Below are 24523 nucleotides of genomic sequence, written 5' to 3' on the forward strand. Positions count from 1 at the left end.
ACTCCGTGAGGAGTCACCGCCCGCTCGTGCGGGTGGAGGTGGTGCGTCAGGCCGCGGCGGTCTGCCGGGCGGGGCTGACGACCTCCTCGCGGTCCGCCTCGGGCCGGCGTGTGCCCACGCGCTTCAGCGCGATCAGCGCCGCCGCCGAGACGACCGTCCCGAGGATGATCGCCAGGATGAACAGCAGCGGATTGTTCATCGCGAAGAAGACGAAGATCCCACCGTGGGGAGCTCGTGACGTGACGCCCAGACCCATGATTGTCGCTCCGGTGACGGCCGCGCCCACCATGGACGCCGGAATGACGCGCAGCGGGTCAGCCGCCGCGAACGGGATGGCACCCTCCGAGATGAAGGACGCGCCGAGCAGCCAGGCGGCCTTGCCGTTCTCCCGCTCGGCGAGACTGTAGTGCTTCTTGTCCAGCGCGGTCGCCAGCGCCAGTGCGAGCGGCGGCACCATGCCTGCCGCCATCACCGCGGCCATGATCCCGTAGGGCGCCGTATTGGACACCGATCCGGCTGCGAGCCCGGCGACGGCGAACGAGTAGGCCACCTTGTTGACCGGGCCACCGAGGTCGAACGCCATCATCAAGCCGAGAATGATGCCGAGACCGATGGCGGCGGCACCGCTCAGCCCTGTCAGCCAGGCGTTGAGGGCGTTGGTCAGCCAGACGATCGGCGCGCCGAGAATGAACAGCATCAGACCACCCGCCACCAGCGAAGCGAGAAGCGGAATGATGACGACGGGCATGAGACCGCGCAGCCACCGCGGTGCGGACAGATGCGCGAAGTAGTGCGCCACTGCACCAGCGAGCACACCGCCGACGAGGCCGCCGATGAAACCGGCGCCCATGAAACCCGCCACCGCACCGGCGGTGAACCCGGGCGCGATGCCGGGACGGTCCGCCATGCCGTAGGCGATGTAGCCGGCCAGTGCGGGGACGAGGAATCCCATTGAGAGTCCGCCGACCTTGAAGAGCACAGCCCCGAGGTAAAGGCCGAACGGGCCGAGGAACGCCAGCGGGCTCTCCGTGTGGACATCGGTGGGAAGGTTCCAGATCGAGTTGTTCGCCAGGATGTTGTCAGCGAGCGTCTTGCCGTTGTCCTGGTTCAGAGCGATGTCGTAGCCACCGAACAGGAAGCCGAGCGCGATCAGCAGACCACCGGCCGCGACAAACGGGATCATGTAGCTGACACCGGTAAGCAGGACCTTCTTGGTCTTGGCGCCGAAGCTCTCCCCCGCGCCTTCGTCGACCGACGTGTCCGCCGCGCCGCCGACGCGGCGGGCGTTCGGGTTGTCGGCCGCCGCGAGGGCCTCCTCGATCATCTGCTTCGGCTCGTCGATGCCGCGCTTGACCGGGCCCTGGATGACGGGCTTGCCGGCGAACCGGCCCTTGTCCCGCACGTCCACCTCGACCGCGAAGATCACGGCCGCGGCGTCGTCGATGACGTTCTTGGGCAGCGGGGTGGCTCCGGCCGAACCCTGGGTCTCGACCTGCAGCGGCACGCCCATCTCGTCGGCCGCGGCCTGCAGGGAGTCGGCGGCCATGTAGGTGTGGGCGATGCCGGTGGGGCAGGCGGTGACGGCGACGAGCGACTTCCGTCCGCCGGACCCGGCCCCGGTGCCGGCCTCGGCTCCAGCGCCCTCCGCGGGAGCGGACCGGACGTCGCTCCCGGCAGCACCCGCGGCGCCGCCCGCGGCAGCACCGGCGGCGGTGGCCCCGGTGGCGTCGGCGCCGGCATTCGCCTGCCGCTCGTCGGCGACGGCCTCGGTCACCCCAGTGCCGGCGCCCGCTGCCGGCTGAGCCGGAGCCGCCGCGGGCTGGTCGCTGATGGCGTCCTCGACCAGGTCGACGACCTCCTGCGGCGTCCTCGCCGCGCGCAGCGCCGCGGTGAAGTCCTTCTTGATCAGGGACCGGGCGAGCTTCGCGAGCAGCTTCAGGTGCGCCTGGTCCGCTCCCTCGGTGGCGGCGATGAAGAAGACGATGTCGGCGGGGCCGTCGTTGGCGCCCCAGTCCACTCCCCGCGGCAGCCGCGCCATCGCCAGCGACGGCGTCGTCACGTGGGCGGACTTGCAGTGCGGGATGCCGATCCCGCCGGGCACGCCCGTCGCGGTCTTCGACTCGCGGGCCCACGCGTCACCGTAGAGCCCCTCGAGGTCGTCGGCGCGTCCGGCGGACACGATGGAGCTGGCCAGGTGCCGGATCACGGCGGACTTGTCCCCGCCGAGATCCTGGTCCAGAGTGACCAGCTCCGGAATGATCATCGATGACATGTCATCTCTCCTTGTGGTTGGCACCCGGCGGGTGACGATTCAGGCGGTGCTGCTTCAGATACTGCGGGTGAGCGGGGTGAGCTCGACGGCGTCGGGCGTCGTCTGCTCGAGGGTCGGGACGCTGGAGCCGGGCAGCGACGCCGCGGCGGCTCCGTGAGCGACGGCCTGCCGGGCGCAGCCGGCGAGGTCCGCGCCCCGGGTGCTGGCAATGAGGAAACCGGCCAGCGACGAATCCCCGGCACCGACCGTGCTCCGGGCGGTGACCGGCGGATGGGTGGCGCGGAACGTCTCCTGCGCGGTGACCACCAGGGCGCCCTTCGATCCGAGCGTGGCGAGCACGGTGCCGACGCCGCCTTCCACCAGCCCGGCGGCCGCCCGGGCGGCCTCCTCCGGGTCGGACTCCAGGCTGTCCCCATGGCCGACGCCGGTCAGCTCGGCGAGCTCCTCGGCATTGGGCTTGATCAGGTCCGGCGCGGCGTCCGGGCCCGCGGCCAGCACGGCCGCCAGCGGTGCTCCGGAGGAGTCGACGGCGATGCGCGGTGCGCGGGCACCCCAGCGGGAGCGCACCTCGAGGATGACCTCGACGTAGAAATCCTCGGGCAGCCCGGGCGGGAGCGACCCGGCGAGCACGAGCCAGGACGCGTCGGCGCCGTGGGAGACGACGAGGGCGAGCAGCTCGGCCCGCTGCGCGTCGGTCAGTGTGGGGCCGGGCTCGTTGATCTTGGTGGTGGTGCCGTCCGGCTCGGTGACGGTGACGTTGCTGCGCAGCGGGCGCCCGATCGGCAGGGTGCGGTGCGGGATGCCCTCCGCGCGCAGGGCGGCCACGACGGCGTCGTCGTCGTCGCCCGGCAGCAGCGCCAACGACTCCTCGGCGGAGGCGACCAGCGCGCGGCTGACGTTGACGCCCTTGCCGCCGGGCTGCTGGGCGGCGGCGACGGCGCGCTGCACCTCGCCCCGGGCCAGCGGCCCCGGCAGTTCGATGGTGCGATCCAGACTCGGGTTCGCGGTGAACGTGATGATCATGCGACCAGGACCTCGACTTCCGCCTCGTTCAGGGCCTCCCGGAGGGTTCCGGCGGGCTCGGTGTCGGTGATCAGGGTGTCCACGGCGTCGAGCTCGGCGAATTGGACCAGCGCCGTGACCCCCAGTTTGGAGGCGTCGGCGAGCACGACGACGCGGTGAGCGCTGCGCACGAAGGCGCTCTTGACGGACGCCTCCTGCGCGTCGGGAGTGCTCAGCCCGAAGGCGGCGTCGATGCCGTTGGTGCCGACGAACGCGATGTCGGGACGCAACCGGCCCATCCGCTCGACGGCGACGGGGCCGACCGCGGCGCCGGTGGTGGGGCGGATCCGGCCGCCGAGCACCTCGAGCTCGATGTTCGGGGCGCCCGTGAGGGCGGTCGCGACCGGGAGGGAGTTGGTGATCAGCAGCAGCGCCGAGCCACGGTTCTCGCAGGCGGGGCCGAGCTGGCCGGCCAGGGCGGTCGTCGTCGTGCCGGCATCCAGGACCACCGACCCGGTGGCCGACGTGGGCACCAGGTCGAGGGCGGCCGCGGCGATCCGGGCCTTGGCGTCGACGTTGCGGTTCTGCCGCTCGGGCAGCGACGCCTCGGCCAGGCTGACCCGGCTGGCGGCGACCGCTCCCCCGTGCACGCGGCGCAGCACGCCCTCGGCCTCGAGCAGGCTCAGGTCGCGGCGGATGGTCTCCTGCGTCAGGTCGAACGTGCTGGCCAGCTCCCCGACGCTGACGCGCCCGGAATCCGTGACCCAGCGCGCGATGCGCAGTTGACGTTCCTCGGCGAACACGCGCTCTCCTCCCGACCCGGCCGCGGCGAGACGGGTGATCCCGCTCACACGATGTGACGGGCACAACCGTACGTGGGTTCATCTGTGGATGTCAAGCAATCCAAACCAAACACAGATGAACCCACGTACGGCACCGGCGGGGGCCGGTATCTCTCAGCTCGCGGTCACCGGCAACCTGCGCTGCCAGAACCGCAGGATCGCCTCGAAACGCTGCACCCGGTGCCAGGGCGTGCCCGAGCGGGAGAGCTCGTGGTTCTCGCCCGGGAAGACGAGCAGCTGCGCGTCGACCCCGGCGTCCAGCAGCCGCTCGAAGTACCGCTGCGCCTGCGGCAGCGGGCAGCGCAGGTCCTGCTCGGAGTGGATCACCAGGGTCGGCGTGCGCACCTGATCGGCGACGGCGAGCGGGCTCTGCGCGCGCATCGCCTCCGGGTCCCTGCCGACGTACTCGTGCCCGAAGAACGACCCGATGTCCGAGGTCCCGGCGAAGCCGTCCGGGTCGAGGAAGCCGCGTTCGACGACGGCGCCGGCGAAGCGGTGGTCGTGGGCGATCAGCCAGGCGGTGAGGAAGCCGCCGTACGAGCCGCCCATCACCCCGAGGCGAGTTCCGTCCAGCGCCGGGTCCGCGTCGACGGCCCCCTCCAGGAAGGTGAGCACGTCGGAGGCGTCCACGGTGCCCATCGCCTGCCGGATCGACCGGCCGTGCTCCTGCCCGTACCCGGCCGAACCACGCGGGTTGCACATGACGACGGCGTAGCCCGCCTCCGCGTACACCTGGGCCTCGTCGAACAGGTTCCATCCGTACTGGGCGTAGGGGCCGCCGTGGATGTTCAGCAGCACCGGGTGAGGGCCCGGCCCGGACGGGACGAGCACCCACCCGTGCACCGGGTACCCGTCGGCGGCCGTGACGGTGCGCTCGACGGGGACGATCACCTCGGTCGCCGACCGCAGGGGCGCGCTGAGATCGGTCAGCGTCCGCAGGCCGGTATCGGTGCCGTCGTCGACGAGCTGCGCGAGATCCCCGGCCGAGGTCGGACTGCTGACGGTGACCACGATCCGACCGGCCGCCGCCGCCACGCCGGTGACGACGTCGTCGCCGCTGTGCAGGGTGCGCACCCCAGCACCGCCGTCCACGTGGACGAGTTCCCCGCGTCCCCGGGCGTTGACGACGACGAGGACGCCGCCGTCGCCGGTGGGGACCAGCCGGCCGTCGCCGCCGGACGGGTCCATGGTCTCGGGATCGGTGAGACGGCGCGGCGCGGTCGTGGCCACGCCGTCGGCGTCGAGATCGGCCAGGTATACGGCCGGGTTCCGGGCGACGAAATCCTGTCCGTCGGAGCCCGTGTCGCTGGCCAGCACGTACAGGGCACGTCCGTCCGGGGTCGGGGCCACGGACGCGGCGGCCAGATCCGGTGCGCCGGCGGTGACGAGCCGCGGCGCCGCCCCCGTCGTGTCGGTGGCGTAGACGCCGACGCGCAAGTCCGTGTCCTGGGTCGGGTGCAGTGCGGCGACGAAGTAGACCGTGCGCCCGTCGGGGGCGAACACCGGGACCCGGTGGTCGGCGATGCCGTCGGTGAGCTGCTGCAGGGCCGGGACGGTGCGGTGCTGGTCCTCCGTCCCCGCCTTCGCGGCGGCGTCCTTGGCCCGGCCGGTCGGCTCGACCGGGGGCTCGGCGTCCAGGTCGGGCAGCTCGAGCAGGAACAGCTGGGCGGGACGGTCCCGGGTGTAGCCGACGCCGTTGGCCTGGTAGCGGTGCCCGGTGATCAACCGTGGGTCCTCGGCGGCGGGGCCCACCCCGTCGAGGGAGCCGTACCGGCCGGCCTCGGGCTCGCGGGAGACGAGGACGACGTGCCGCGAGTCCGGGGAGAAGGCGAAGTCGCTGACGCCGAGTAGCCGGTCCGTCACCACGCGCGGCTCGCCACCGTCGGCGTTCATGAGCGCGAGCTGGGCCGGGCCGCCGTCGGCGCGGAGGAAGCCGACCAACCGGCCGTCCGGGCTGTAGCGGGGGGCGGAGTCGTGCCGGCCCTGGGTGAGGCGCTGCGGGGTGGTCGGCCCGTCGCCCCCGAGGGTCAGGGCCAGGAGCTGGCCGACGTAGGCGTCGGCGGCCAGGCTGGGGCGGGAGGTCGCCACGACGACGCGGCTGCCCTCGGGATGGATGGTGGGCGTGCCGGGCGTGACCAGCAGCTCGATCTGTTCGGGGCGCATCCGATCAGCCTACTGGCGTTCGACGGTGGGCAGAGACGCACGTCACAGGCGGCTCGGACGGGGTGGGGCGGGACACTGGTCACGACTGCCCGGCGGTTCGCGTCCCGTCATGGGTCGCGTCGTGGGTCGCCGTGGCTTCCTAGGATGAACGGGTGAGCACCGCCGATCCCATCCGCCCGCAGGACACGCTGCCGCCGCCCCTGGTCCGGGCCGTCGGCCTGCTGACCTGCCCCGTGTGCGGGTCGGCGGAGTTGACGGCCCCGGCGCGCCGCGACCGCGTCGCCGGGCTGGACTGCCCCGCCGGCCACCACTGGGACGCCGCCCGGCAGGGTGTGGTCAACCTCCTCACCGGGGCCGGCAGCCGGTTCACTCCCGACACCCCGGCGATGGTCGAGGCGCGGGACCGCTTCCTCCGGGCCGGGCACTACGCCCCGATCGCGGACGCCGTCGCGGCGGCGGTGCGGTCGGCGGTGACGACCGAGACGCCCGCGGTCCTCGACGCCGGGGCGGGCACCGGCTACTACCTCGACGCCGTTCTCGCCGGGTTCGCCGACGGGTCCTCCGCCCCGGGGCACAGCACCTCCGACGGGCCCGCCGCCGTGGCCACCGACCTTTCCCCCGCCGCGCTGCGGCGCCTGGCGCGGACCGTGCCGACGGCCCTGCCGCTCGTGTGGGACACGTGGCGGCCGCTGCCCCTGCGCGACGGGGCGGTCGACGTCGCGCTCGCCGTGTTCGCGCCGCGCAACGGGCCCGAGTTCGCCCGGGTGCTCGCGCCGGGCGGCGTCCTCGTGCTGGTCACGCCGCGGCCCGCGCACCTGGCGCGGCTGCGCGACGTGACCGGCATGCTCGCCGTGGACCCGGACAAGGACGACCGGCTGCAGCAGGCCCTCGCGGACCACTTCACCGTGCTGGCCCGGCACGACGTCGACGTGCCCCTGGGCCTGACCGGCGCGGAGGCCGTCGATGCGGCGTTCATGGGGCCGGCGGGGCATCATGCGACCGCGGCCGAGCTCGCCGCCCGGCTCGGCGGGGTGGACGCACCGCTCCGGGTGGACGCCCAGGTCACGGTCCAGGTGCTGCGCCCGCGAGCGCGGGCCGGGGACGCCGGCTGAGTGAGCGGTCTCAGTGCCCCACGTCGACCCGCAGCCAGCGCAGGAAGACGTGCACCAGGGGACCGACCGCCGCGGCGAACACGACAGTCCCGATGCCCACGATGCCGCCGAGTAGCCACCCGATGACCAGCACGGTGACCTCGAGGCAGCCGCGCACCGCCCACACGGGCAGCCCCGTCCGGCGGACCAGTCCCGTGAACAGCCCGTCGCGCGGACCCGGGCCGAACCGGGGACTGAGGTAGACGGCGGTGGCGAACGCCAGCAGCACCACCCCGCCGGCGAGCAACCCGGAGCGCTGCAGCCAGTGGCCCGTCGGCGGGACCAACGCGAGGGTCGCGTCGGCGAACAGGCCGACCGAGACGGCGTTGGCCAGGGTGCCCCAGCCGGGCCGGACCCGCAAGGGGAACCAGCACAGCAGCACCACCGCGCTGATCACCACGGTGGACAGCCCGAACGTCAGACCGCTGCGGCGGGACACGCCCTGCGCGAGCACGTCCCAGGGGCTCGCACCGAGCTCCGAGCGGATCATCAGCCCGATCGCCGCCCCGTAGAGCCCGAGCCCCACGAACAGCACCAGGATCCGCCACGTCATCTTCACCCCGTCGTCCTATCACGTCGGGCGTGGGCGGACGTGCAGGCCGCGGACATGATGCGATGGGGGTGACCATCCCTCCCCGATCCCGAGACGGACCCACGATGACGACGACGCCACCGCCGACGACCGCGCGTGACGAACTGTTGCGGGTCGACGGTCCCGCCGACGCCGACCCCGTGCTGCTGCTGCCCGGCACCGCCGGGCGCAGCGGCGAGCTCGACGGCCTGACGCGGCGACTGGCCGGACCCTTCCGGGTGCTGAGGCTCGACCTGCCCGGGACCGGGCGCTCACGCGCCTGGGCGGACGACCTGCCCCTGCTGGACGTCACCGCCACCGCGGCCGCCGTCGCCGCCCTCCTGGCGGAGTGCGGTGCGCAACCCCGGGCCGTCGTCGGGCACAGCGCGGGCGGCATCGTCGCGGTCGAGGTGGCCCGGGCGCTGCGCGCCGACTCGGGCGACGTGGCCGGGGCGGTGCTGCTCGACGCGAACCTGCCCACGGATCCGGCGGCCAGCCGGGACAAGCGGGCCCGGGCGGAGAAGCTGAGCCGGCTGCCCGACGCGCCGCTGCGGGAGGCGTTCGCCGCGTCGATGCGCCGGTCGTGGGGCGGGCGCGACGTCGGCGGCCCCGCCTTCCGCCAGGTGATGGACGGCGTCGACGCGGCCGGCGCCCGGGTGATCCGCGAGTTCTGGCTCTCCGTGCTGGGCCTGGACTCGGTGGCCTTCTGGCGCCGGCTGGAGCTGCCGGCGGTGTACCTGCACAGCGATCGACCCGTCGACCCGGGGGCGTTGACCGTGCTCACCGACCGCGTCCGGTACGTCGAGGCCGCCCAGCGGTCCGCGGGGCACTGGATCCACCTCGTCGAACCGGCCCTGACCGGCGATCTGGTCCACGACGCCCTGACCTCCCTCCTGGCGCCGGAGTGAGGCGGCCGCACGACCCCGATCGGCGCGCCGTATGATTGGCATCGACCCAGCAGTCCAATCATTCCGCGGCCCCGAGGATCCCTGCCGATGTCCCTCACGTACTCCGCGCAGCGCCTCGAGCGCGAGCTCGGTCCGTGGCGCCCCGCCGGCACCTCCGGCACCGCCTACCGGGCGCTCGCGGACCGGATCCGGCTGCTGCTGCTGGACGGCCGGCTGCCGTCGGGCACCCGGCTGCCCGCCGAGCGGGAGCTCGCCTCGACCCTGAGGGTCAGCCGGACCACGGTGACCGGCGCATACGCCGCCCTGCGTGCCGGCGGCTACCTCAGCAGTGTGCGCGGGTCCGGCAGCGTCCTCTCCCTGCAGGGGGCGGCGGCACGGGAGCCCGGTCGCACCACCGGCACCCGGAGTGCCGGCACCCCGGAGGCGTTCCGCTGGGACCTCACCCAGTCCGCTCCCCCCGCCTACGCGGGACTGGCCGCGGCCTACCGCCAGGCGCTCGAGGTGCTGCCCGGCTTCATGCCCGAGGCGGGCCTGGACCTCGGCGGCCTGCCGGACCTGCGGGCCGCCGTCGCCCGGCACTACGAGGCCCGCGGGGTACCGACGGCGCCGGACCAGGTGATGATCACGCTCGGCGCCCAGCACGGACTGCGCCTCGTCGCCCAGCACGTCCACCTGCCCGGCGGCCGGGTGCTGATCGAGCAGCCGACGTATCCGCACGCGATCGACACGTTCCGCTCCCTGAAGGCCCGGTTGCTCGCCGTCCCCGTCGACGTCGACGGCACGGACGTCGAGGCCGTCGTCGGCCTGCTCCGCGCACACCGGCCGCCCCTGGCCTACCTGATGCCCGACTTCCAGAATCCGACCGGCAGCTCCCTGACCGAGGAGGAGCGAGCCCGGATCGCGCTCGCCGCGCGCAGCGCCGGCACCGTCGTGATCGCCGACGAGACGACGGCGATGCTCGATCTCGACCGTGGGCCGCGCACCCCGCTGGCCGCGCACGGGGAGAACATCGTCAGCATCGGCTCCCTGTCCAAGACCGCGTGGGGCGGCATGCGGGTCGGGTGGATCCGGGCGCGCCGCGATCTGCTCGAGAGCATCCGGCTGCAGCGGCGCAGCATCGACCTGGGCACCCCGATCCTCGAGCAACTCACCGCCACGGTGCTGCTGCGGGACGAGGCGACGATGATCGACGCCCGGCTGACGCGGATGCGGGCGCAGCGCGACGCCCTGCTCGCCGGGCTCGCGGTCCGGTTCCCGACCTGGACCCTCCCGTCGGCCCCGGGCGGCCTGTCCCTCTGGGTCGGCCTGGACGAGCTGTCCAGCTCGGCGCTCACCCTCGCCGCCCGCAGCGAAGGCATCGCCCTGGTGCCCGGGCCCCGCTTCGGTCTCGACGGGGCGTTCGAACGTTTCATCCGGGTGCCGACGGTGGTGCCGGAGGCCGAGATCGACCCGGTGCTGACCGCGCTGGCGCGTGCCGTCCGCCGGGTCGCGGACGAGGCGCCCGCCCGGCGTCGGACACCGGCCTCCCCCACGGTGACCGTCGTCTGACCGCCGGCACCCCGGGGGGCGCGCCCGGACCGCGCGAGAGTGGCGGAGCGACTGGTCAGCACGCACAATGGAAGTATCGACGGCGCGCCGACGCGCCGTCGACGCTTCGCAGGTGAGGACGCACAGATGCTCGCATGGATCGCTCAGAACAGCTGGGTCGTGTGGCTGGCCCTGGTCCTCGTGCTGGCCCTCATCGAGATGCTCACGCTCGACCTCTTCTTCATCATGCTCTCCGGGGGCGCGCTCGCCGCGATGGCGGTGTCGTTCGCTACCGACAACCTCGTCGTCCAGATCCTCACCTTCTGCGTCGTCGCCCTGCTGCTCGTCGTCATCGTCCGGCCTGTCGCCCTGAATCACCTCGGACGACCCGAGGCAGGTCAACGCACCAACATCGACTCCTTGATCGGCGAGCCGGCGGTCGTACTCGAACCGGTCGGCGAGCACAGCGGACTGGTGAAGATCGGCGGCGACACCTGGACCGCGCGCAGCGCGGACGGAACCGCCATCCCGGTGGGCAGCGCGGTGCGGGTGCACCGGATCAGCGGAGCCACGGCCATCGTCGCCCACCCCGAGAACAGGAGTTCCCTCTGATGAACGAGTCGATCGGCGGCGTCGTCGTCGCCGTCCTGCTGGTGGTCGTGCTGGTGTTCGTGATCACCGTGCTGGTGCGGTCCATCCGGATCATCCCGCAGGCGCGGGCGGGCGTGGTGGAGCGCCTCGGCAAGTACCAGCGCACCCTCCAGCCCGGCCTGAGCCTGCTGATTCCCTTCGTCGACCGGCTGCTGCCCATGATCGATCTGCGCGAGCAGGTCGTCTCCTTCCCGCCGCAGCCGGTGATCACCGAGGACAACCTCGTGGTCTCCATCGACACCGTCGTGTACTTCCAGGTCACCGACCCGCGGGCGGCGACGTACGAGATCGCCAACTACATCCAGGCGGTCGAGCAGCTGACGACGACGACCCTGCGCAACGTCGTCGGCGGCCTGAACCTCGAGGAGGCGCTGACCTCCCGGGACCAGATCAACGGTCAGCTGCGCGGCGTGCTCGACGAGGCGACCGGCCGCTGGGGCATCCGCGTCTCGCGGGTCGAGCTGAAGGCGATCGAGCCGCCCCTGTCGATCCAGGACTCGATGGAGAAGCAGATGCGCGCCGAGCGGGACCGGCGCGCCGCGATCCTCACGGCCGAGGGCACCAAGCAGTCGCAGATCCTCACCGCCGAGGGTCAGCGGCAGGCGGCCATCCTGCAGGCCGAGGGCGAGGCGAAGGCGGCGATCCTGCGGGCCGACGGCGAATCCCAGGCCATCCAGAAGGTCTTCGAGGCCATCCACCAGGGCGACGCCGACCCGAAGCTGCTCGCCTACCAGTACCTGCAGACCCTGCCCAAGCTCGCCGAGGGCTCGTCCAACAAGCTGTGGATCATCCCGTCGGAGGTCAGCGAGGCCCTCAAGGGCATCGGCGGCGCGATGGGCGGTGGCGACGGCGCACTGTTCGGGGCTACTCGCTCCGGGAGCTCTCCGGCCGGATCCAGGGACGGCGCGGTCCCGCCCGCGCCGACTTCTCCGCCGCGGGGCTGAGCCCGGTATACTGAACGGCTGGCCCACGGGAACAGATCGCCGCTCGCACGTGTTGACAGACGTGGAGTGTGCCGGCACCGTCCGAGCAGAAGCACCCGGGGGCGCACGCGATGATTCGGAGGATCAAACATGAGTGACCGCAGCCTGCGCGGCATGCGTCTGGGTTCACAGAGCATGGAGACCGAGGCCGGCGTCGAGCCGGCACCGCGGCAGCGGGTCGAGTACCGGTGCAAGGACGGCGAGCGCGTCTTCGTGACCTTCGCCGCCGAGGCCGAGATCCCGCCGACCTGGGTGTCCAAGACCGGCAAGGAGGCACTGCTCGTCGACGGCGAGAAGCCCGTGCCCGGCAACGAGAAGCCCGTGCGCACCCACTGGGACATGCTGCTGGAACGGCGCAGCGTCGAGGACCTCGAGCAGATCCTCGCCGACCGGCTGACCCTGCTCCGGGAGCGGCGCGGCGAGAAGACCTCCGCCTAGGTCGCCGCGGACCGCACCGACACGCCGCGAGGGCCGGGACCGACGATCGTCGGTCCCGGCCCTCGTCGCGTGGGTGGTCCTCAGCGCCTGACGGACGTGACGATGTTCTTCAGAACCCGGCCGCGCGCGGCCAGGCCCCAGGCGGTGACCCGCTGCATCGCCTCGGCCACGATCGCGCCGCTCATCTTGGAGTCGCCCGCGACCCGCTCGACGAACGTGATCGGCACCTCCACGACGCGCAGGCCCGCCAGGTGCGTGCGCCACAGCAGGTCCACCTGGAACACGTACCCGGCGGACTGCACCGACGCGTAGTCGATGCGGCGCAGGGTGGTGGCCCGGAACGCCTTGAAACCGGCGGTCGCGTCCCGGTAGGGCAGCCCGAGCATGGTGCGGACGTAGAAGCTGCCGCCACGGGAGATCACCTTGCGCTGCAGCGGCCAGTTGACGACGCTCCCGCCGGGGACCCACCGGGAGCCGACGGCGAGGTCGGCGCCGTCCTCGACGGCGGCGAGCAGGCGCGGCAGGTCCTCCGGGCGGTGCGAGCCGTCGGCGTCCAGCTCCACCAGGACCTCGTAGTCCCGCTCGAGACCCCACGCGAAACCGGCCCGGTAGGCCGCGCCGAGACCCTCCTTGCCCTTGCGGTGCAGCACGTGCACCTGGCCGTCCTCGGCGGCGAAGCCGTCCGCGAGCACACCGGTGCCGTCCGGGCTGTTGTCGTCGACGATCAGGACGTCCGCGTCCGGGACGGTGGCGCGCAGCCGGGAGAGCGTCGTGGGCAGCGACTGCTTCTCGTTGTAAGTCGGGATGATCGTCAGTACGCGCACGTGCAGTCCTGCCTGTCCCGGACCGGTGGCCGGGTCGTGTCGAGGATGAGAGGTCGGGACCCACCGCGATTCGGGCGGGACCATTCAGGATATACGACGTCACCGCGTGCCGACGGCTCCGGTCCGCGCGCGCCGCGGCTCATCCCCGCCCGGAGAGGACGGCGGGCAGGCCCCGGCGCCTTCGGGCCAGGCCCCCGTCGAAGTCGGCTCTCGAGGGACCTGTTTTCTGCTGACGCCGGGACCTGCCCGTGAAGCCGGTGAACGGTGCGGGTGCGCGTCCGCCTGCCGGCTGCGGCCATCGCTGCACGACGACCCTGTGCATCGATATTACGGGTTGGCAACGACCTGTCAATTGGGCGCTGACCTGCGGCGACGTCCGATGCCACTGGTCAGCGGCGGGCTGGTGCGGCCCCGTGCGGCGCGGGGTTACCGCCGGTGACGACGATCTGCGGCGTGTCGCCCCGGTGTGTCGTCCCGGTGGGTCGTCCGCCCGCAGGGAGCCGGGGGCTCAGCCGGCGAGCGTGCCGTCGTCGTGCACCACGAGCCCGTCCCGGACGGTCCGCAGACACCGCGGGTCGGTGCCCGTGTCCAGTGCCGGCAGCAACGGCGTCCCGGCCCGCGGGTCGGTGCTCCACGCGGCGACCGTGCTGTCCGGCGTCTGCACCATCAGCTCGGTGGCCTCCCAGACGGCGAGGCCGGCCGGGGCGCCCGGCACGAGCTGGCCCAGCAGGGGGTGGACGGCGCGTGCCGCCCGCCAGCCTCCGCGGCTGAGGGCGAGGAACGCCGCGCGCGACGAGAGCCGCTGCGCGGGGTCCGGGTGCTGGACGCAGGCCCGGACCAGGCTCCACGGTGGCGCCGGCTCGGTGCCGCCCCGGTGCCAGGCGCTCGTGCCGAGGACGAGCGGGACTCCGTCGGCGGCCAGGGCGGCCAGGGGCGTGCGCAGCGGCAGACCGTCGGTCGGGGTGATCAGCACGGTCACCCCGTGCCGACTCAGCAGTGAACGGTCCGCGGCGTCGAGGTCGGTCGCGACGGCCAGCGTCACCCCGGCACCGCGCAGCGGCGCACCGGCGGCCGCCGCGGCCGGCAGGGCCACCCGCAGGGCGTCGAGTTCGGCGTCCGTGGTGACCGCCCACCCCGCGGCGAGCCCGGCCCGGGTGACGGCGGTCAGGTGCGCGGTCAGCGCCGGGACGTCGGTCGCGTCGTCGGGGGCGGGCGCCGCGCCGGCCAGGTGCGGCCCGATCACGTCCCGCAGGTGGTCGACACCCGCGGCGTCGTGCACCGTCCGCGCGGCCCACAGCCGGGTGCCGGGCAGCCCGGAGGCCGGGCTCTCCGCCTCGGCGGCGAGAGCGCGCAGATGGCCGGCGTGCCGGGCGTCGTCGGGGGCACCGTGAGCCGTGACCGCGACGTACCCGGCGGCCGTGAGCTGCGCCCACCGCGCCGCCGGGTCGGCCCCGGGCACGGGGGCCAGCCCGGAGTCGTAGAGGCCGGGGGTGATCAGGGCACCCGCGAGGTCGACGACCGTCACGTCGGTGCCCGCGATTCCGTCCGCGGCCTCCTCGGAGCCGAGCCAGGCGACGGTGTCGTCGTCGACCAGCAGGGCCGTCGCGAACGGGTCGTGGGTCGAGTAGACCGCACCGTTGCGGTAGAGGGTGCGGCTCATGCGGCCACCGCCGAGTAGGCGACGACGCCCCGGCGGACCGCCTCGATCGCGGAGCGCAGCCGCGTGCGCAGCCGGGCAGAGATCTCGGGCACGCCTGCCAGCTGGTCCAGCAGGTCGATCACCTGCTTGGACCAGCGCACGAAGTCGCCGGCGGCCAGGTCGGTGCCGCGCAGCGCCTCCTGCAGGGTGCGGCCGCGCGCCCACGCGATCATGGGCCGGACCAGGCCGAGCTCCGGCTCCGCGGTCTCGGGCAGGCCGGCGGCCTCCTCGGCGTCGGTCAGTTCGGACCAGCGGCGGACGACGCCGCGCACGGCGTCCTCCAGGGCGGGCGTCGGCATGGTGGGGCGCACTCCTCGTTCCTCGCGTTTGGCCTGGTAGACGAGGACGCTGGCGAGTCCGGCCAGTTCCTCCGGGTCGAGCCCGTCAAACACGCCGTCGCCCAGGCACAGGGCGATCAGCAGGTCCTTCTCCCCGTAGATGCGCCGCAGCCGGCTGCCGGCCGGGGTGATGCGCAGCGGCCCCGGCGTGGGGTCCTCCGGCGGGGACACGGGCTCGTTGGTCAGGTACCCGTACCCGGCCAGCACGTCGCACACCGTGTCGAAGGTGCGGGCGATGGTGTTGGTACGGCCCTGGATCTGTCGTTTGAGGCCCTCGGTCTCCCGGTTGAGCCGGTGCCAGCGTTCCGCCCAGCGGGCATGCTGCTCCCGGTCGCTGCAACCGTGGCAGGGGTGAGCGCGCACCTGACGGCGCAGGTCGGCGATGCGGGCCTCCTGCCGATCGGTGGCACGCTCGGTCCCGTGGCCGTCGCCCTGGCGCTGCTTCTCCCCGGGCGACGGCCGCTTCTCGTGCAGCGCGTTGCGCAGCGAGGAGGCCAGGTCGCGTCGTTCGCGAGGGTTCTTCGCGTCGAAGTGCTTCGGGATGCGCACCGAGCCGACCGTGCGCACCTCGCCCTGCAGGTCCTGCGCGGTGATCCGGCGGACCTGGTGCCCGAGGGTGAGCACGGTGGTGCGCGGCTCGTACCCGTTGGTCTCGGGTCGGAGCACGACGACGAAGCCGGCGCTGCGGCCCGTGGGCACCTCGATGACGTCGCCGGGCCGCAATCGGTCCAGGGACGCCATCGCGGCGTCCCGGGCGCGGCGGCTGCGGGTCGAGGCCGCGCGCTGCTCGGCGTCGGAGAGCTCGCGGCGCAGCCGGGCGTACTCGGAAAAGTCGCCGAGGTGGCAGCGCATCGACTCGGCGTACCCGGCGAGGGACTCCTCGCGGCTGCGGATCTGCCGGGCGATGCCGACCACGGAGCGGTCCGCCTGGAACTGCGCGAACGAGGACTCGAGGATCTCCCGGGCGGCGTCCCGGCCGAACTGGGCGATCAGGTTGATGCTCATGTTGTAGGTGGGCCGGAAGCTGGAGTTGAGCGGGTAGGTGCGCCGGGACGCGAGGCCGGCGACGGCGGACGGGTCGGTGCCCGGCTGCCAGAGCACCACCGCGTGGCCCTCGACGTCGATGCCGCGGCGGCCGGCCCGGCCGGTGAGCTGGGTGTACTCCCCCGCCGTGATCGGCACGTGCGCCTCGCCGTTGAACTTGTCGAGCTTCTCCAGCACCACGGATCGGGCGGGCATGTTCACCCCGAGGGCCAGGGTCTCGGTCGCGAACACCACCTTGACGACGCCGGCGCCGAACAGGCGCTCGACCACCTCCTTGAACGGCGGCAGCATCCCGGCGTGGTGGGCGGCGATGCCGCGCAGCAGGCCGTCGCGCCAGGTCCAGAACCCGAGCACCTCGAGGTCCTCCGGAGAGAGCTCGCTGACCGCGTCGTCCAGCTCGGCGCGGATGACGCGCTGCTCGGCGCGGGTGGTCAGCCACAGGTCGGCGTCCACGCACTGGCGGACGGCCGCATCGCAGCCGGCGCGGGAGAAGATGAAGACGATCGCCGGCAGCAGCGCCTCGCGGTCCAGCTGCCGGATCATCGCCGGCCGGGAGACGCGGCGCACGGATTCGCGCACCGGTGGCCGGTCGGGTCGACGGCCGCGGCCGCGGTGCGCCTGCCGCGGCACCCGGCTCTCCGTCCGGGCGAGCCGGTTCAGCTCGGGGTTGACGGTGATGCCGCTGTCCTGCTGCTCGGTGCGGGTGGCGGCGGCCCGGGCGCGCTGCTCCTGCTGCCGCAGGGCCTCGTGTCGCCGCCGGTCCTTCGCCCGGCTCGGCCGGCCGGCGCCGCCGGACCGGCGTCCGCCGCCGTCGTCGCGCCGCTCGGGACGGTCGCCGCCGGCGTCGCCTGCGCTCTCCCCGGCTGCCGCCGCGACGGCGGCGGCGTCGAAGCTGGTGGGCGTGGCGAACAGGTCGACGATGCGCTCCCCGACCATCACGTGCTGCCACAGGGGCACCGGGCGGTGCTCCGAGACGATCACGTCGGTCTCGCCGCGTACGGTGTCCAGCCAGGCGCCGAACTCCTCCGCGTTGGAGACGGTGGCGCTCAGGGAGACGAGCCGGACACTGTCGGGCAGGTGGATGATGACCTCCTCCCACACCGCGCCGCGGAACCGGTCCGCGAGGTAGTGGACCTCGTCCATCACCACGTAGCCCAGTCCGGCGAGGGTGGACGAGGAGGCGTAGAGCATGTTCCGGAGCACCTCGGTGGTCATCACGACCACGTCGGCCTCGGGATTGATGCTGGTGTCGCCGGTGAGCAGGCCGACCCGGCCGGGACCGTGCACGGCGACCAGTTCGGCGTACTTCTGGTTGCTCAGCGCCTTGATGGGCGTGGTGTAGAAGGCCTTGAGCCCGTCGGTGAGCGCCAGGTGGATGGCGAACTCCCCGACCACCGTCTTGCCGGCTCCGGTCGGGGCCGCGACGAGGACCCCGTGGCCGGCCTCCAGGCACCGGCACGCCTGGCGCTGGAACTCGTCGAGCTCGAAGGACTGGGTCCGCTCGAAGGCGGCGAGCCGGGTCTTGGCGTGCTGGTTCCGTTCCCGGGCAGCCGCATACCGTTCGGACGGCGAGGACATGTCCTCAGCCTACAAGCGCGCCGCTCCCGCTTCCGCACGCTCCGCGCTGGTCAGAGCTCGCCGAGCCGTTCGACCGGCGTCGCCGTGTCCGCGCCGAGTTCGATGGTGTCGGAGCGGCGGGCGTCCCGGCGGTCCCGGCGCCGGTCCAGGATCAGGCACAGGGCGATGGCCAGGAAGTAGAGCACCACCAGCGGCAGCGCCAGGTAGAACATGGACAGCGCGTCGGCGCCGGGCGCCGCCATCGCCGCGAGCACGAAGATCCCGAACACGGTGATGCGCCACGCCTTGAGGATCTGCCGGCCGCGCAGGATGCGCATCATGTTCAGCCCCACGAGCAGCACCGGCAGCACGAACGCGACGCCGAAGACGAGGATCATCCGCATCACGAAGACGAGGTAGTCCTGGGCGCGGATGATGTTGCTGGTCGAGCCCGGCGGGGTGAACTGGGTCAGGACGGCGACGACGCCGGGCAGCGCGGTCCACGCCATCAGCGCGCCGAGGACGAACAGCGGCACCGCGGCGGAGAGGAAACCGACCGCGTACCGCCGCTCGGCGCGGGTCAGGCCGGGGGTCACGAACGCCCAGACCTCGTACAGCCACACCGGACAGGTGAGGAGGATGCCAATGAACACGGCCCCCTGCACCTGCATGTCCAGGGAGGACGCGACGCCCTCGAAGTTGATCAGCGCCGTCCGGCCGTCCCGGGCGGCGATCTCGTGGATCGGCTGCTGCAGCAGCTCGAACGCCGGTTGATAGAGGAACCAGCCCGCGACGGCGCCGAGCAGGACGGCGACGAGCGAGACGATCAGCCGGTTGCGCGCCTCCCGCAGGTGGTCGCGCAGGGCCATCCGGCCCTCGGGGTTGGACCGGCGGCGGGACCTCGGTGTCACCGCGGGTCAGTGGGTGGCGGTGCCACCGGTACCGCTGGCCGGGCCCTGCGGGTCACGGACGGCGTCGGGCTGCGGCGGCACGGTGCCGGTGGGGGTCGCGCCGGCGGGCGGCGGGGTCAGCTGGTGACCCGCCTCCGCGGATGCCCGGGGGACGGTCGGCTGCGTGGCCGAGGACGGCGTCGCCGACCCCGGGGGGGTGTCGTCGTCCTTCATCTGCTTGACCTCGGACTTGAAGATCCGCATCGACTGGCCGAGGCTGCGGGCCATGCCGGGCAGCTTGGGGGCGCCGAAGAGCAGCAGAGCGGCCACGACCAGGATGACGATGAGCCACGGGTTGTCGAAGATACGCACGGGTGGGGATCCTTTCCTCGGTGACCATGCTATGCCAGATCGCGGGCGCCGGACGGGACGTCGTCCTGCCGGGCCAGCGGTGCGCCGGGCATGGCCCCGGCAGCGCGGTCCAGCTCGCGCACCAGGGCGAGGCCGGAGCGGATCATTCGCCGGCAGGCGAGCGCCAGCACCGCGGCGGACACCAGCAGCAGGCCGCCCCACAGCAGGATCCAGAACCACCACGGCACGATCCGATCCTAGCCGCGGTGTGCGTCCGGTCCGCCGCGTGCCGGGTCGGCGCCGTCGGACGAGAGCTGCCCGGCCACGGCCAGCGCGTCGTCGATCCACGCCGAGCAGGCCGCGGCCACGTCGGCGGGCGCCAGCACCCGCACGTCCCCGCCGGCCCGCGTGCAGAGGCCGGGCAGCCACGCCGTGGTGCCGACCCGCAGCCGGGCCACCAGCCAGCCGTCCCAGCCGCCGCCCGGGACCGACCCCGCGTCCGCCACGTGCTCGGCGTCGAAGTGGTCGGCCACCCAGCGCCCCCGCGGGGAGAGCAGCACGGTGACCTCGATGTCGTCGTCGGACCGGGTGAACAGCTCCACCTCCGGGTCGCTGCCGCCGTGCGCCGCGATCCGCTCCCGGTCGACCACGGCATCCCCGTCGGGGCGGACCGCACGGATCCGGTCGAGCCGGAAGTTGCGCACGTCGCCGCTGCGGTAGCACCACCCCTGCAGGTACCAGACGTCGTTCGCGGAGAAGAGCCGCCACGGGTCGACGCTGCGGGTGGTCAGCTCGTCCCGGTGCGGGACCAGGTAGTCGATGACGATCCGGCGGCCGTCCCGCACGTCGCGCTGCAGGGTGGGCAGCAGCCCGTCCCCGTCCCCGGCGACGTCGGCGTGCAGGGACGCGGTGAGGTCGATCGCGTCGGAGGCGGCGGAGGAGATCTTGGCCAGCGCGGACTCGACGGCGGGCCGCTGACCGATGCCGGGCACCGCGGCCAGCGCCTGCAGCCCGACGATCAGGGCGCCCGCCTCGTCGACGCTGAGCCGGACGGGTTCGCTCAGCTCGTCGGCGTTGCCGAGGTAGATGGCACCCTCCTCCCAGCTGGCGTCGATCAGCTGGTCCGGGCCGTAGCCGGGCAGCCCGCAGACGAACAGCAGCTCCAGGTCCTTGACCAGCTGCTGCGGGCTGACGTCGAACAGGCGGGCGGTGGCGGACAGGTCGGCACCGGGGTGCTCCGTCAGATACGGGACGAGGTCGAGCAGCCGGGTCAGGTCGTCCCGGGACGTGCGCTGCGTGCGCGGCCGGGCCGGCGCGGCCGTCCCGGCGTCCGGCACCGGGGACCGGTCCGCGAGCCGGCGGGCGGCCCGAAGCCGGCGGGCGACCGCGTCGCGCAGGGTCGGCGGAGCGAGCACGCGCACGTGCGGGCCGTGCCCGGCCAGCTCCTCGGCGAGGATCTCCGTGTCCGAGTAGGGCACGGTGAACCGCTCCCAGTCGGGATCCTGTGGTGCGGGCGCGGCGTCGGGTCCGCCGTGCGGTGTGCCGGGCCGGCCCTCGGCGGGCGGGCGCAGCGCCAGGGCGGTGCCCGGGCGGGCCTCGACGACGGCGGTCTCGGTCGCCTCCCGCTGCACGAGGCCGGCCAGCGCCCCGGCGACCGTGAAGCCGGCCGGGATCGTGACGGTCCCCGGCCGGGTGACGACGGGCGTGGTCATTCGCGACAGCCGGAACGTCCGCTCCGCGTCGCGGTCCTCGTCGTGGCCGACGACGTACCAGTGGCCGAAGCGGTTGCCGATCCCCCACGGCTGCAGGCGCCGGGTCTGCGGGGCGTCGGCCTCCGGCCGCTGGTAGCCGAAGCTGACCGGCCGGCGCGCGACGATGGCGTCGAGCAGCGGCCCGAATGCCGGTTCGGTGGCCCGGATCCGCGGTTCGACACCGAGCAGCACGTCGGTCGCGGGTTCGACGCCGCGGGCGGAGAGCTTGCGCACGGCCCGGCCGGCCGCCGAGGAGAGCGAGGCCTGCTGCCACATCCGGGAGGCGAGGTTGAGGACGGCGGACTCGTCGGTCGAGAACCGGACCGGCGGCAGCCGGTACCGGTTCGGGTCGATGCGGTAGCGGACCGTGTGCAGGTCCCCGTCGAAGTAGGACTCGTCGCTGAACGACTCGAGGGGCAGGCCCAGGTCGCGCAGGTCGGCCTTGTCGCGTTCGAACATCCGCTCGAACGCCTCGTCGCCGGCGCTCGCGTACGGCGGGATGACGCGGCGCAGCTCCTCCTTGCTGTAGCCCTGCCGGCGCTCGAGCAGGGCGATCAGGAGGTTGAGCAGTCGCTCGGTGCGTCGGGGGGCCACAGACGCCTACGCTAACAGCGCGGCGGCCCCGTTCCGGGGACCGGTCAGCGCACGCCGACCAGGTCGACGACGAAGATCAGGGACTCGCCCGGGGCGATGGCCCCGCCGGCGCCGCGGTCGCCGTAGGCCTTCGCCGCGGGGATCTCCAGCCGGCGGCGGCCGCCGACCTTCATTCCGGCGATGCCCTCGTCCCAGCCGGCGATGACCTGGCCCACGCCGAGCCGGAAGTCCAGCGGCGCGCCCCGGTTCCAGGACGCGTCGAACTCCTCACCGGTGGAGAAGGCGACGCCGACGTAGTGGGCGCTCACGGTGCTGCCGGGCGTGGCCTCCGGTCCGTCGCCGACGATGATGTCCTCGACGACCAGGTCGGCGGGCGCCTCGTGGTCGGGGAACTCGATATCGGGCTTCTGCCGGTCGTACTCGCGCTTGCCGAAGGACACAGCGGTCTCCTGTCGTGTCGGGAGGTGAGGTCGGTGAGAGGTGGGCGTCAGGAGGCGACATCGAGGATGTCGACGACGAAGACGAGCGTCTCGTTCTTCAGCTCCGACGTCGAATCACTACCGTAGCCGAGGCTCGGCGGCACGACGAGCAGCACCTGGGAGCCGACGGTCTTGCCGGTCAGGCCCTGGGTCCAGCCCTTCACGACGCCGCTGAGCGGGAAGGAGACGGGGCTGCCGTTCTTCCAGCTGGAGTCGAAGACGGAGCCGTCGGACCACTTGACGCCGGTGTACTGGACGGTGACGTTGTCGGTGGCCTTCACCTTCTGGCCCTTGCCGGTGATCAGGTCCTGGGCCACGAGCTTCGTGGGTGCCTTGGTCTTGGGGACGGTCACGGTCGGGGCGCCGTCGTCGGCGAGCTTGACGGTCGGCAGACCGGCCTTCGGGGCCACCGCGGTGCCCTGGGCGCGGGTCGGGACGTCCTTGACGGACTGCAGCTTCAACACGATGACGTTGGACGCGGTCGGCGAGGCGCTCGCACTGGCACTCGCGCTGCCACTGGAACTCGCGCTCGCACTCGGCTCGGCGGTCGGCGTCTGCGCCGGGGTGGCGAACGCGATGTAGGAACCGACCTTGGCGTTGACGAGGGCGTTGTAGAGCACCTCGTTCTGCTGCTTCACCGAATCGGAGAGCAGCAGGCTCTCCAGCTTGTTGGTGGTGAACGTCTCGTTCTGGACCGCGCCGTCGGCGCCGTTGATCACCGCGCCGACGTAGCTGACCGACTGGCCGGCCTTGACCGTGTCCCCGTCACCCTCCTTGATCACCTTCGCGGCGGCGTCCTGGGAGACCAGCGGCTTGGCGAAGTCGAGGCCGGGGACCTTCTTGTCCTCGTCGCTGGTGACCTTCATCGAGTCCAGCGGGCCGGACGCCGACGAGGACGACGACGAGCTGTCGGAGCCGGAGCAGCCGGCGAGCAGGAGCAGCAGCGGGATCAGCAGCAGGGCGAGATAGCGGCGCACAGGGACATCCTCAACAACGGGGTCGGGTTCGACGGCGCACCCGGGCGGGCAGCCGCGCGCCCGACTACGGTAGCGGACCAGTCTGTGTGTTGCCTCCACCGGCCGGGCCGCCGGCGCCGGGGTCCGTGCCCGGCTCGGGGGCGGACGCCCGGATGGCCGCGATCAGCTCGTCGACGCGGGCATCCTCCGCCTTGAAGGGGTCCTTGCACAGGATGGTCTGCTGGGTCCGGTCGTTCAGTTTCAGGTGCACCCAGTCCACGGTGTAGTCCCGGCCGGCGGCGACGGCGGCGCGGACGAACTCGCCGCGCAGCCGGGCGCGCGTGGTGGCGGGCGGGTCGTCGACCGCGGACTTGACCCGCTGCTCGCTGATCAGGGTGCGCACGGCCCCCCGGGACTGGAGCAGGTGGAACACCCCGCGCCCGCGATGGATGTCGTGGTACGTCAGGTCGAGCTGCGCGATGCGCGGGGCGCTCAGCGCCAGCCCGCTGCGCGCCCGGTAGGAGTCCAGGAGCTTCTTCTTGATCGCCCAGTCGATCTCGGTGTCGATCGCGGCGGTGTCGCCGGTCTCCACGGCGGTCAGGGTCCGGTCCCAGAGGTCGAGGGCGAAGGCGACCCGGTCGTGGTGGGCGCCGGCACGGGCGACGTAGTCGGTGGCCTTCTGCCAGAAGTACCGCTGCAGGTCGAGCGCGCTGATGGTGCTGCCGTCGGCCAGGCGCACGGGGTGACGGCCGGTCGGGTCGTGGGAGATGTCGCGGATGCTGCGGATCGGGTTCTCCAGGCGCAGGTCGCGCATGATGACGCCGTCCTCGATCATCCGCAGCAGCAGGTCGACGCTGACGATCTTGAGCACGGTGGTGCTCTGGCTCATCGACGAGTCCCCGGAGATCACGTGCAGGCGCCGGTAGTGCTCGGCGTCGGCGTGCGGCTCGTCCCGGGTGTTGATGATCGGCCGGGAACGGGTGGTCGCCGAGGAGACGCCCTCCCAGATGTGATCGGCGCGCTGGCTGAAGGCGTAGCCGGTGCCGCCGGGCCCCGAGACGACCTTCCCGGCGCCGGCGATCAGCTGCCGCGACACCAGGAACGGGATGAGGATCTCCGCGAGCCGGGTGAAGGACGTGGTCCGCGGGATCAGATAGTTCTCGTGGCTGCCGTAGGAGTTGCCCACCGAGTCGGTGTTGTTCTTGAACAGGTAGACGGACCCGCCGTAGCCCTCGGCGGCCAGCCGCTCCTCCGCCTCCCGGCACAGGTCGTCCAGGATCAGCTCCCCGGCCAGGTCCTGCGCCAGCAGGTCGTCGACGTGGTCGCACTCGGCGGTCGCGTACTCGGGGTGGGAGCCGACGTCCAGGTAGAGGCGGGCGCCGTTGCCGAGGAACACGTTGGAGGAGCGGCCCCAGTGCACCACCTTGCGGAACAGGTACCGGGCCACCTCCTCGGGTGAGAGCGGCGAACCGCCGGCCGCGGCGTAGGACAGCCCGAACTCGGTCTCGAGACCGACGATGCGTCGCTGCATG

Annotated in this window: 21 protein-coding genes; 6 read left to right on the forward strand and 15 right to left on the reverse strand. The window is 73.2% G+C overall.

Annotated elements, in window-relative coordinates; all coding sequences use genetic code 11:
- Window positions 1–46 precede the first annotated feature (46 nt).
- From IEX22_RS03885 to IEX22_RS03900, 4 genes are all read right to left on the reverse strand, one after another.
- On the reverse strand, window positions 47–2272 hold the full coding sequence (locus IEX22_RS03885; protein WP_188666492.1) for a PTS fructose transporter subunit IIABC: 2226 nt from the start codon (window positions 2270–2272) through the stop codon (window positions 47–49).
- Between the two features lie 54 nt (window positions 2273–2326).
- The gene (locus tag IEX22_RS03890; RefSeq protein WP_188666494.1) at window positions 2327–3295 is read right to left on the reverse strand and encodes a 1-phosphofructokinase family hexose kinase; all 969 of its coding nucleotides are present in this window, start codon (window positions 3293–3295) and stop codon (window positions 2327–2329) included.
- Window positions 3292–4077 carry a DeoR/GlpR family DNA-binding transcription regulator gene (locus tag IEX22_RS03895; protein WP_188666496.1) on the reverse strand — a complete coding sequence of 262 codons (786 nt, stop codon included), beginning with the start codon at window positions 4075–4077 and terminating at the stop codon, window positions 3292–3294. Before IEX22_RS03895 ends, IEX22_RS03890 begins: the two co-directional genes overlap by 4 nt.
- Before the next feature lie 153 nt (window positions 4078–4230).
- Window positions 4231–6279 carry a S9 family peptidase gene (locus IEX22_RS03900; protein ID WP_188666498.1) on the reverse strand — a complete coding sequence of 683 codons (2049 nt, stop codon included), beginning with the start codon at window positions 6277–6279 and terminating at the stop codon, window positions 4231–4233.
- A gap of 152 nt (window positions 6280–6431) precedes the next feature.
- Between IEX22_RS03900 and IEX22_RS16000 the strand changes: the two genes are divergently transcribed.
- Window positions 6432–7391 carry a class I SAM-dependent methyltransferase gene (locus tag IEX22_RS16000; RefSeq protein ID WP_188666499.1) on the forward strand — a complete coding sequence of 320 codons (960 nt, stop codon included), beginning with the start codon at window positions 6432–6434 and terminating at the stop codon, window positions 7389–7391.
- 10 nt (window positions 7392–7401) lie between these two features.
- Here the strand turns inward: IEX22_RS16000 and yczE are convergent, their stop codons facing one another.
- Window positions 7402–7983 (reverse strand): YczE/YyaS/YitT family protein, encoded by a 582-nt coding sequence (yczE, locus tag IEX22_RS03910; protein WP_498063238.1) that lies wholly within the window; start codon window positions 7981–7983, stop codon window positions 7402–7404.
- A 104-nt stretch (window positions 7984–8087) separates the two neighbouring features.
- Between yczE and IEX22_RS03915 the strand changes: the two genes are divergently transcribed.
- From IEX22_RS03915 to IEX22_RS03935, 5 genes are all read left to right on the forward strand, one after another.
- The gene (locus IEX22_RS03915; protein ID WP_188666501.1) at window positions 8088–8909 is read left to right on the forward strand and encodes an alpha/beta fold hydrolase; all 822 of its coding nucleotides are present in this window, start codon (window positions 8088–8090) and stop codon (window positions 8907–8909) included.
- An 87-nt stretch (window positions 8910–8996) separates the two neighbouring features.
- Window positions 8997–10457 carry a MocR-like transcription factor YczR gene (gene yczR, locus IEX22_RS03920; RefSeq protein WP_188666502.1) on the forward strand — a complete coding sequence of 487 codons (1461 nt, stop codon included), beginning with the start codon at window positions 8997–8999 and terminating at the stop codon, window positions 10455–10457.
- A gap of 126 nt (window positions 10458–10583) precedes the next feature.
- A complete protein-coding gene (locus tag IEX22_RS03925; protein WP_188666503.1) occupies window positions 10584–11048 on the forward strand; it encodes an NfeD family protein in 465 nt (154 codons plus the stop codon).
- Complete coding sequence (locus IEX22_RS03930; RefSeq protein ID WP_188666504.1) at window positions 11048–12031, forward strand: SPFH domain-containing protein; 984 nt, start codon at window positions 11048–11050, stop codon at window positions 12029–12031. Before IEX22_RS03925 ends, IEX22_RS03930 begins: the two co-directional genes overlap by 1 nt.
- Before the next feature lie 129 nt (window positions 12032–12160).
- Window positions 12161–12508, forward strand: coding sequence for an RNA polymerase-binding protein RbpA (locus IEX22_RS03935; RefSeq protein ID WP_188666505.1), 348 nt, complete (start codon window positions 12161–12163; stop codon window positions 12506–12508).
- Window positions 12509–12588: 80 nt separating this feature from the next.
- Here the strand turns inward: IEX22_RS03935 and IEX22_RS03940 are convergent, their stop codons facing one another.
- The 10 genes from IEX22_RS03940 to pafA all read right to left on the reverse strand — a co-directional run bounded on the left by IEX22_RS03940 (window position 12589) and on the right by pafA (window position 24522).
- On the reverse strand, window positions 12589–13332 hold the full coding sequence (locus IEX22_RS03940) for a polyprenol monophosphomannose synthase (RefSeq protein WP_188666506.1): 744 nt from the start codon (window positions 13330–13332) through the stop codon (window positions 12589–12591).
- 508 nt (window positions 13333–13840) lie between these two features.
- On the reverse strand, window positions 13841–14992 hold the full coding sequence (locus tag IEX22_RS03945; protein WP_188666507.1) for an amidohydrolase family protein: 1152 nt from the start codon (window positions 14990–14992) through the stop codon (window positions 13841–13843).
- A complete protein-coding gene (locus tag IEX22_RS03950; protein ID WP_188666514.1) occupies window positions 14989–17991 on the reverse strand; it encodes a DEAD/DEAH box helicase in 3003 nt (1000 codons plus the stop codon). The genes IEX22_RS03945 and IEX22_RS03950 overlap by 4 nt, the downstream gene beginning before the upstream one ends.
- A 50-nt stretch (window positions 17992–18041) precedes the next feature.
- Window positions 18042–18881: a twin-arginine translocase subunit TatC gene (gene tatC / locus IEX22_RS03955; protein WP_306464420.1), complete on the reverse strand. Its 840-nt coding sequence runs from the start codon at window positions 18879–18881 to the stop codon at window positions 18042–18044.
- A 6-nt stretch (window positions 18882–18887) separates the two neighbouring features.
- Window positions 18888–19232, reverse strand: a complete 345-nt coding sequence (tatA, locus tag IEX22_RS03960) for a Sec-independent protein translocase subunit TatA (protein ID WP_188666516.1) — start codon at window positions 19230–19232, stop codon at window positions 18888–18890.
- 29 nt (window positions 19233–19261) lie between these two features.
- A complete protein-coding gene (locus IEX22_RS03965; RefSeq protein ID WP_188666518.1) occupies window positions 19262–19459 on the reverse strand; it encodes a hypothetical protein in 198 nt (65 codons plus the stop codon).
- Window positions 19460–19468: 9 nt separating this feature from the next.
- Entirely contained in the window at window positions 19469–21556 is a 2088-nt protein-coding gene (locus IEX22_RS03970) for a helix-turn-helix transcriptional regulator (RefSeq protein WP_188666525.1), read from the reverse strand.
- Window positions 21557–21600: 44 nt separating this feature from the next.
- Window positions 21601–21996 carry an FKBP-type peptidyl-prolyl cis-trans isomerase gene (locus IEX22_RS03975; RefSeq protein WP_188666527.1) on the reverse strand — a complete coding sequence of 132 codons (396 nt, stop codon included), beginning with the start codon at window positions 21994–21996 and terminating at the stop codon, window positions 21601–21603.
- A 47-nt stretch (window positions 21997–22043) separates the two neighbouring features.
- On the reverse strand, window positions 22044–23012 hold the full coding sequence (locus IEX22_RS03980) for an FKBP-type peptidyl-prolyl cis-trans isomerase (protein ID WP_188666528.1): 969 nt from the start codon (window positions 23010–23012) through the stop codon (window positions 22044–22046).
- A 64-nt stretch (window positions 23013–23076) separates the two neighbouring features.
- On the reverse strand, window positions 23077–24522 hold the full coding sequence (pafA, locus tag IEX22_RS03985; protein ID WP_188666532.1) for a Pup--protein ligase: 1446 nt from the start codon (window positions 24520–24522) through the stop codon (window positions 23077–23079).
- Between the last annotated feature and the right edge of the window lies 1 nt (window position 24523).

It is taken from the genome of Tersicoccus solisilvae (genome assembly GCF_014643255.1).
GTDB classification, from domain to species: Bacteria; Actinomycetota; Actinomycetes; order Actinomycetales; family Micrococcaceae; genus Tersicoccus; species Tersicoccus solisilvae.

Excerpts from the sequence above, each read along its gene's own strand:
- IEX22_RS03885 (WP_188666492.1), bottom strand. The coding sequence starts at position 2,272 with ATGTCATCGATGATCATTCCGGAGCTGGTCACTCTGGACCAGGATCTC.
- pafA (WP_188666532.1), bottom strand. The coding sequence starts at position 24,522 with ATGCAGCGACGCATCGTCGGTCTCGAGACCGAGTTCGGGCTGTCCTAC.
- IEX22_RS03945 (WP_188666507.1), bottom strand. The coding sequence starts at position 14,992 with ATGAGCCGCACCCTCTACCGCAACGGTGCGGTCTACTCGACCCACGAC.
- IEX22_RS03915 (WP_188666501.1), top strand. The coding sequence starts at position 8,088 with ATGACGACGACGCCACCGCCGACGACCGCGCGTGACGAACTGTTGCGG.
- IEX22_RS03930 (WP_188666504.1), top strand. The coding sequence starts at position 11,048 with ATGAACGAGTCGATCGGCGGCGTCGTCGTCGCCGTCCTGCTGGTGGTC.
- IEX22_RS03950 (WP_188666514.1), bottom strand. The coding sequence starts at position 17,991 with ATGTCCTCGCCGTCCGAACGGTATGCGGCTGCCCGGGAACGGAACCAG.
- IEX22_RS03925 (WP_188666503.1), top strand. The coding sequence starts at position 10,584 with ATGCTCGCATGGATCGCTCAGAACAGCTGGGTCGTGTGGCTGGCCCTG.
- IEX22_RS03900 (WP_188666498.1), bottom strand. The coding sequence starts at position 6,279 with ATGCGCCCCGAACAGATCGAGCTGCTGGTCACGCCCGGCACGCCCACC.
- yczR (WP_188666502.1), top strand. The coding sequence starts at position 8,997 with ATGTCCCTCACGTACTCCGCGCAGCGCCTCGAGCGCGAGCTCGGTCCG.
- IEX22_RS03935 (WP_188666505.1), top strand. The coding sequence starts at position 12,161 with ATGAGTGACCGCAGCCTGCGCGGCATGCGTCTGGGTTCACAGAGCATG.
- IEX22_RS03890 (WP_188666494.1), bottom strand. The coding sequence starts at position 3,295 with ATGATCATCACGTTCACCGCGAACCCGAGTCTGGATCGCACCATCGAA.
- yczE (WP_498063238.1), bottom strand. The coding sequence starts at position 7,983 with ATGACGTGGCGGATCCTGGTGCTGTTCGTGGGGCTCGGGCTCTACGGG.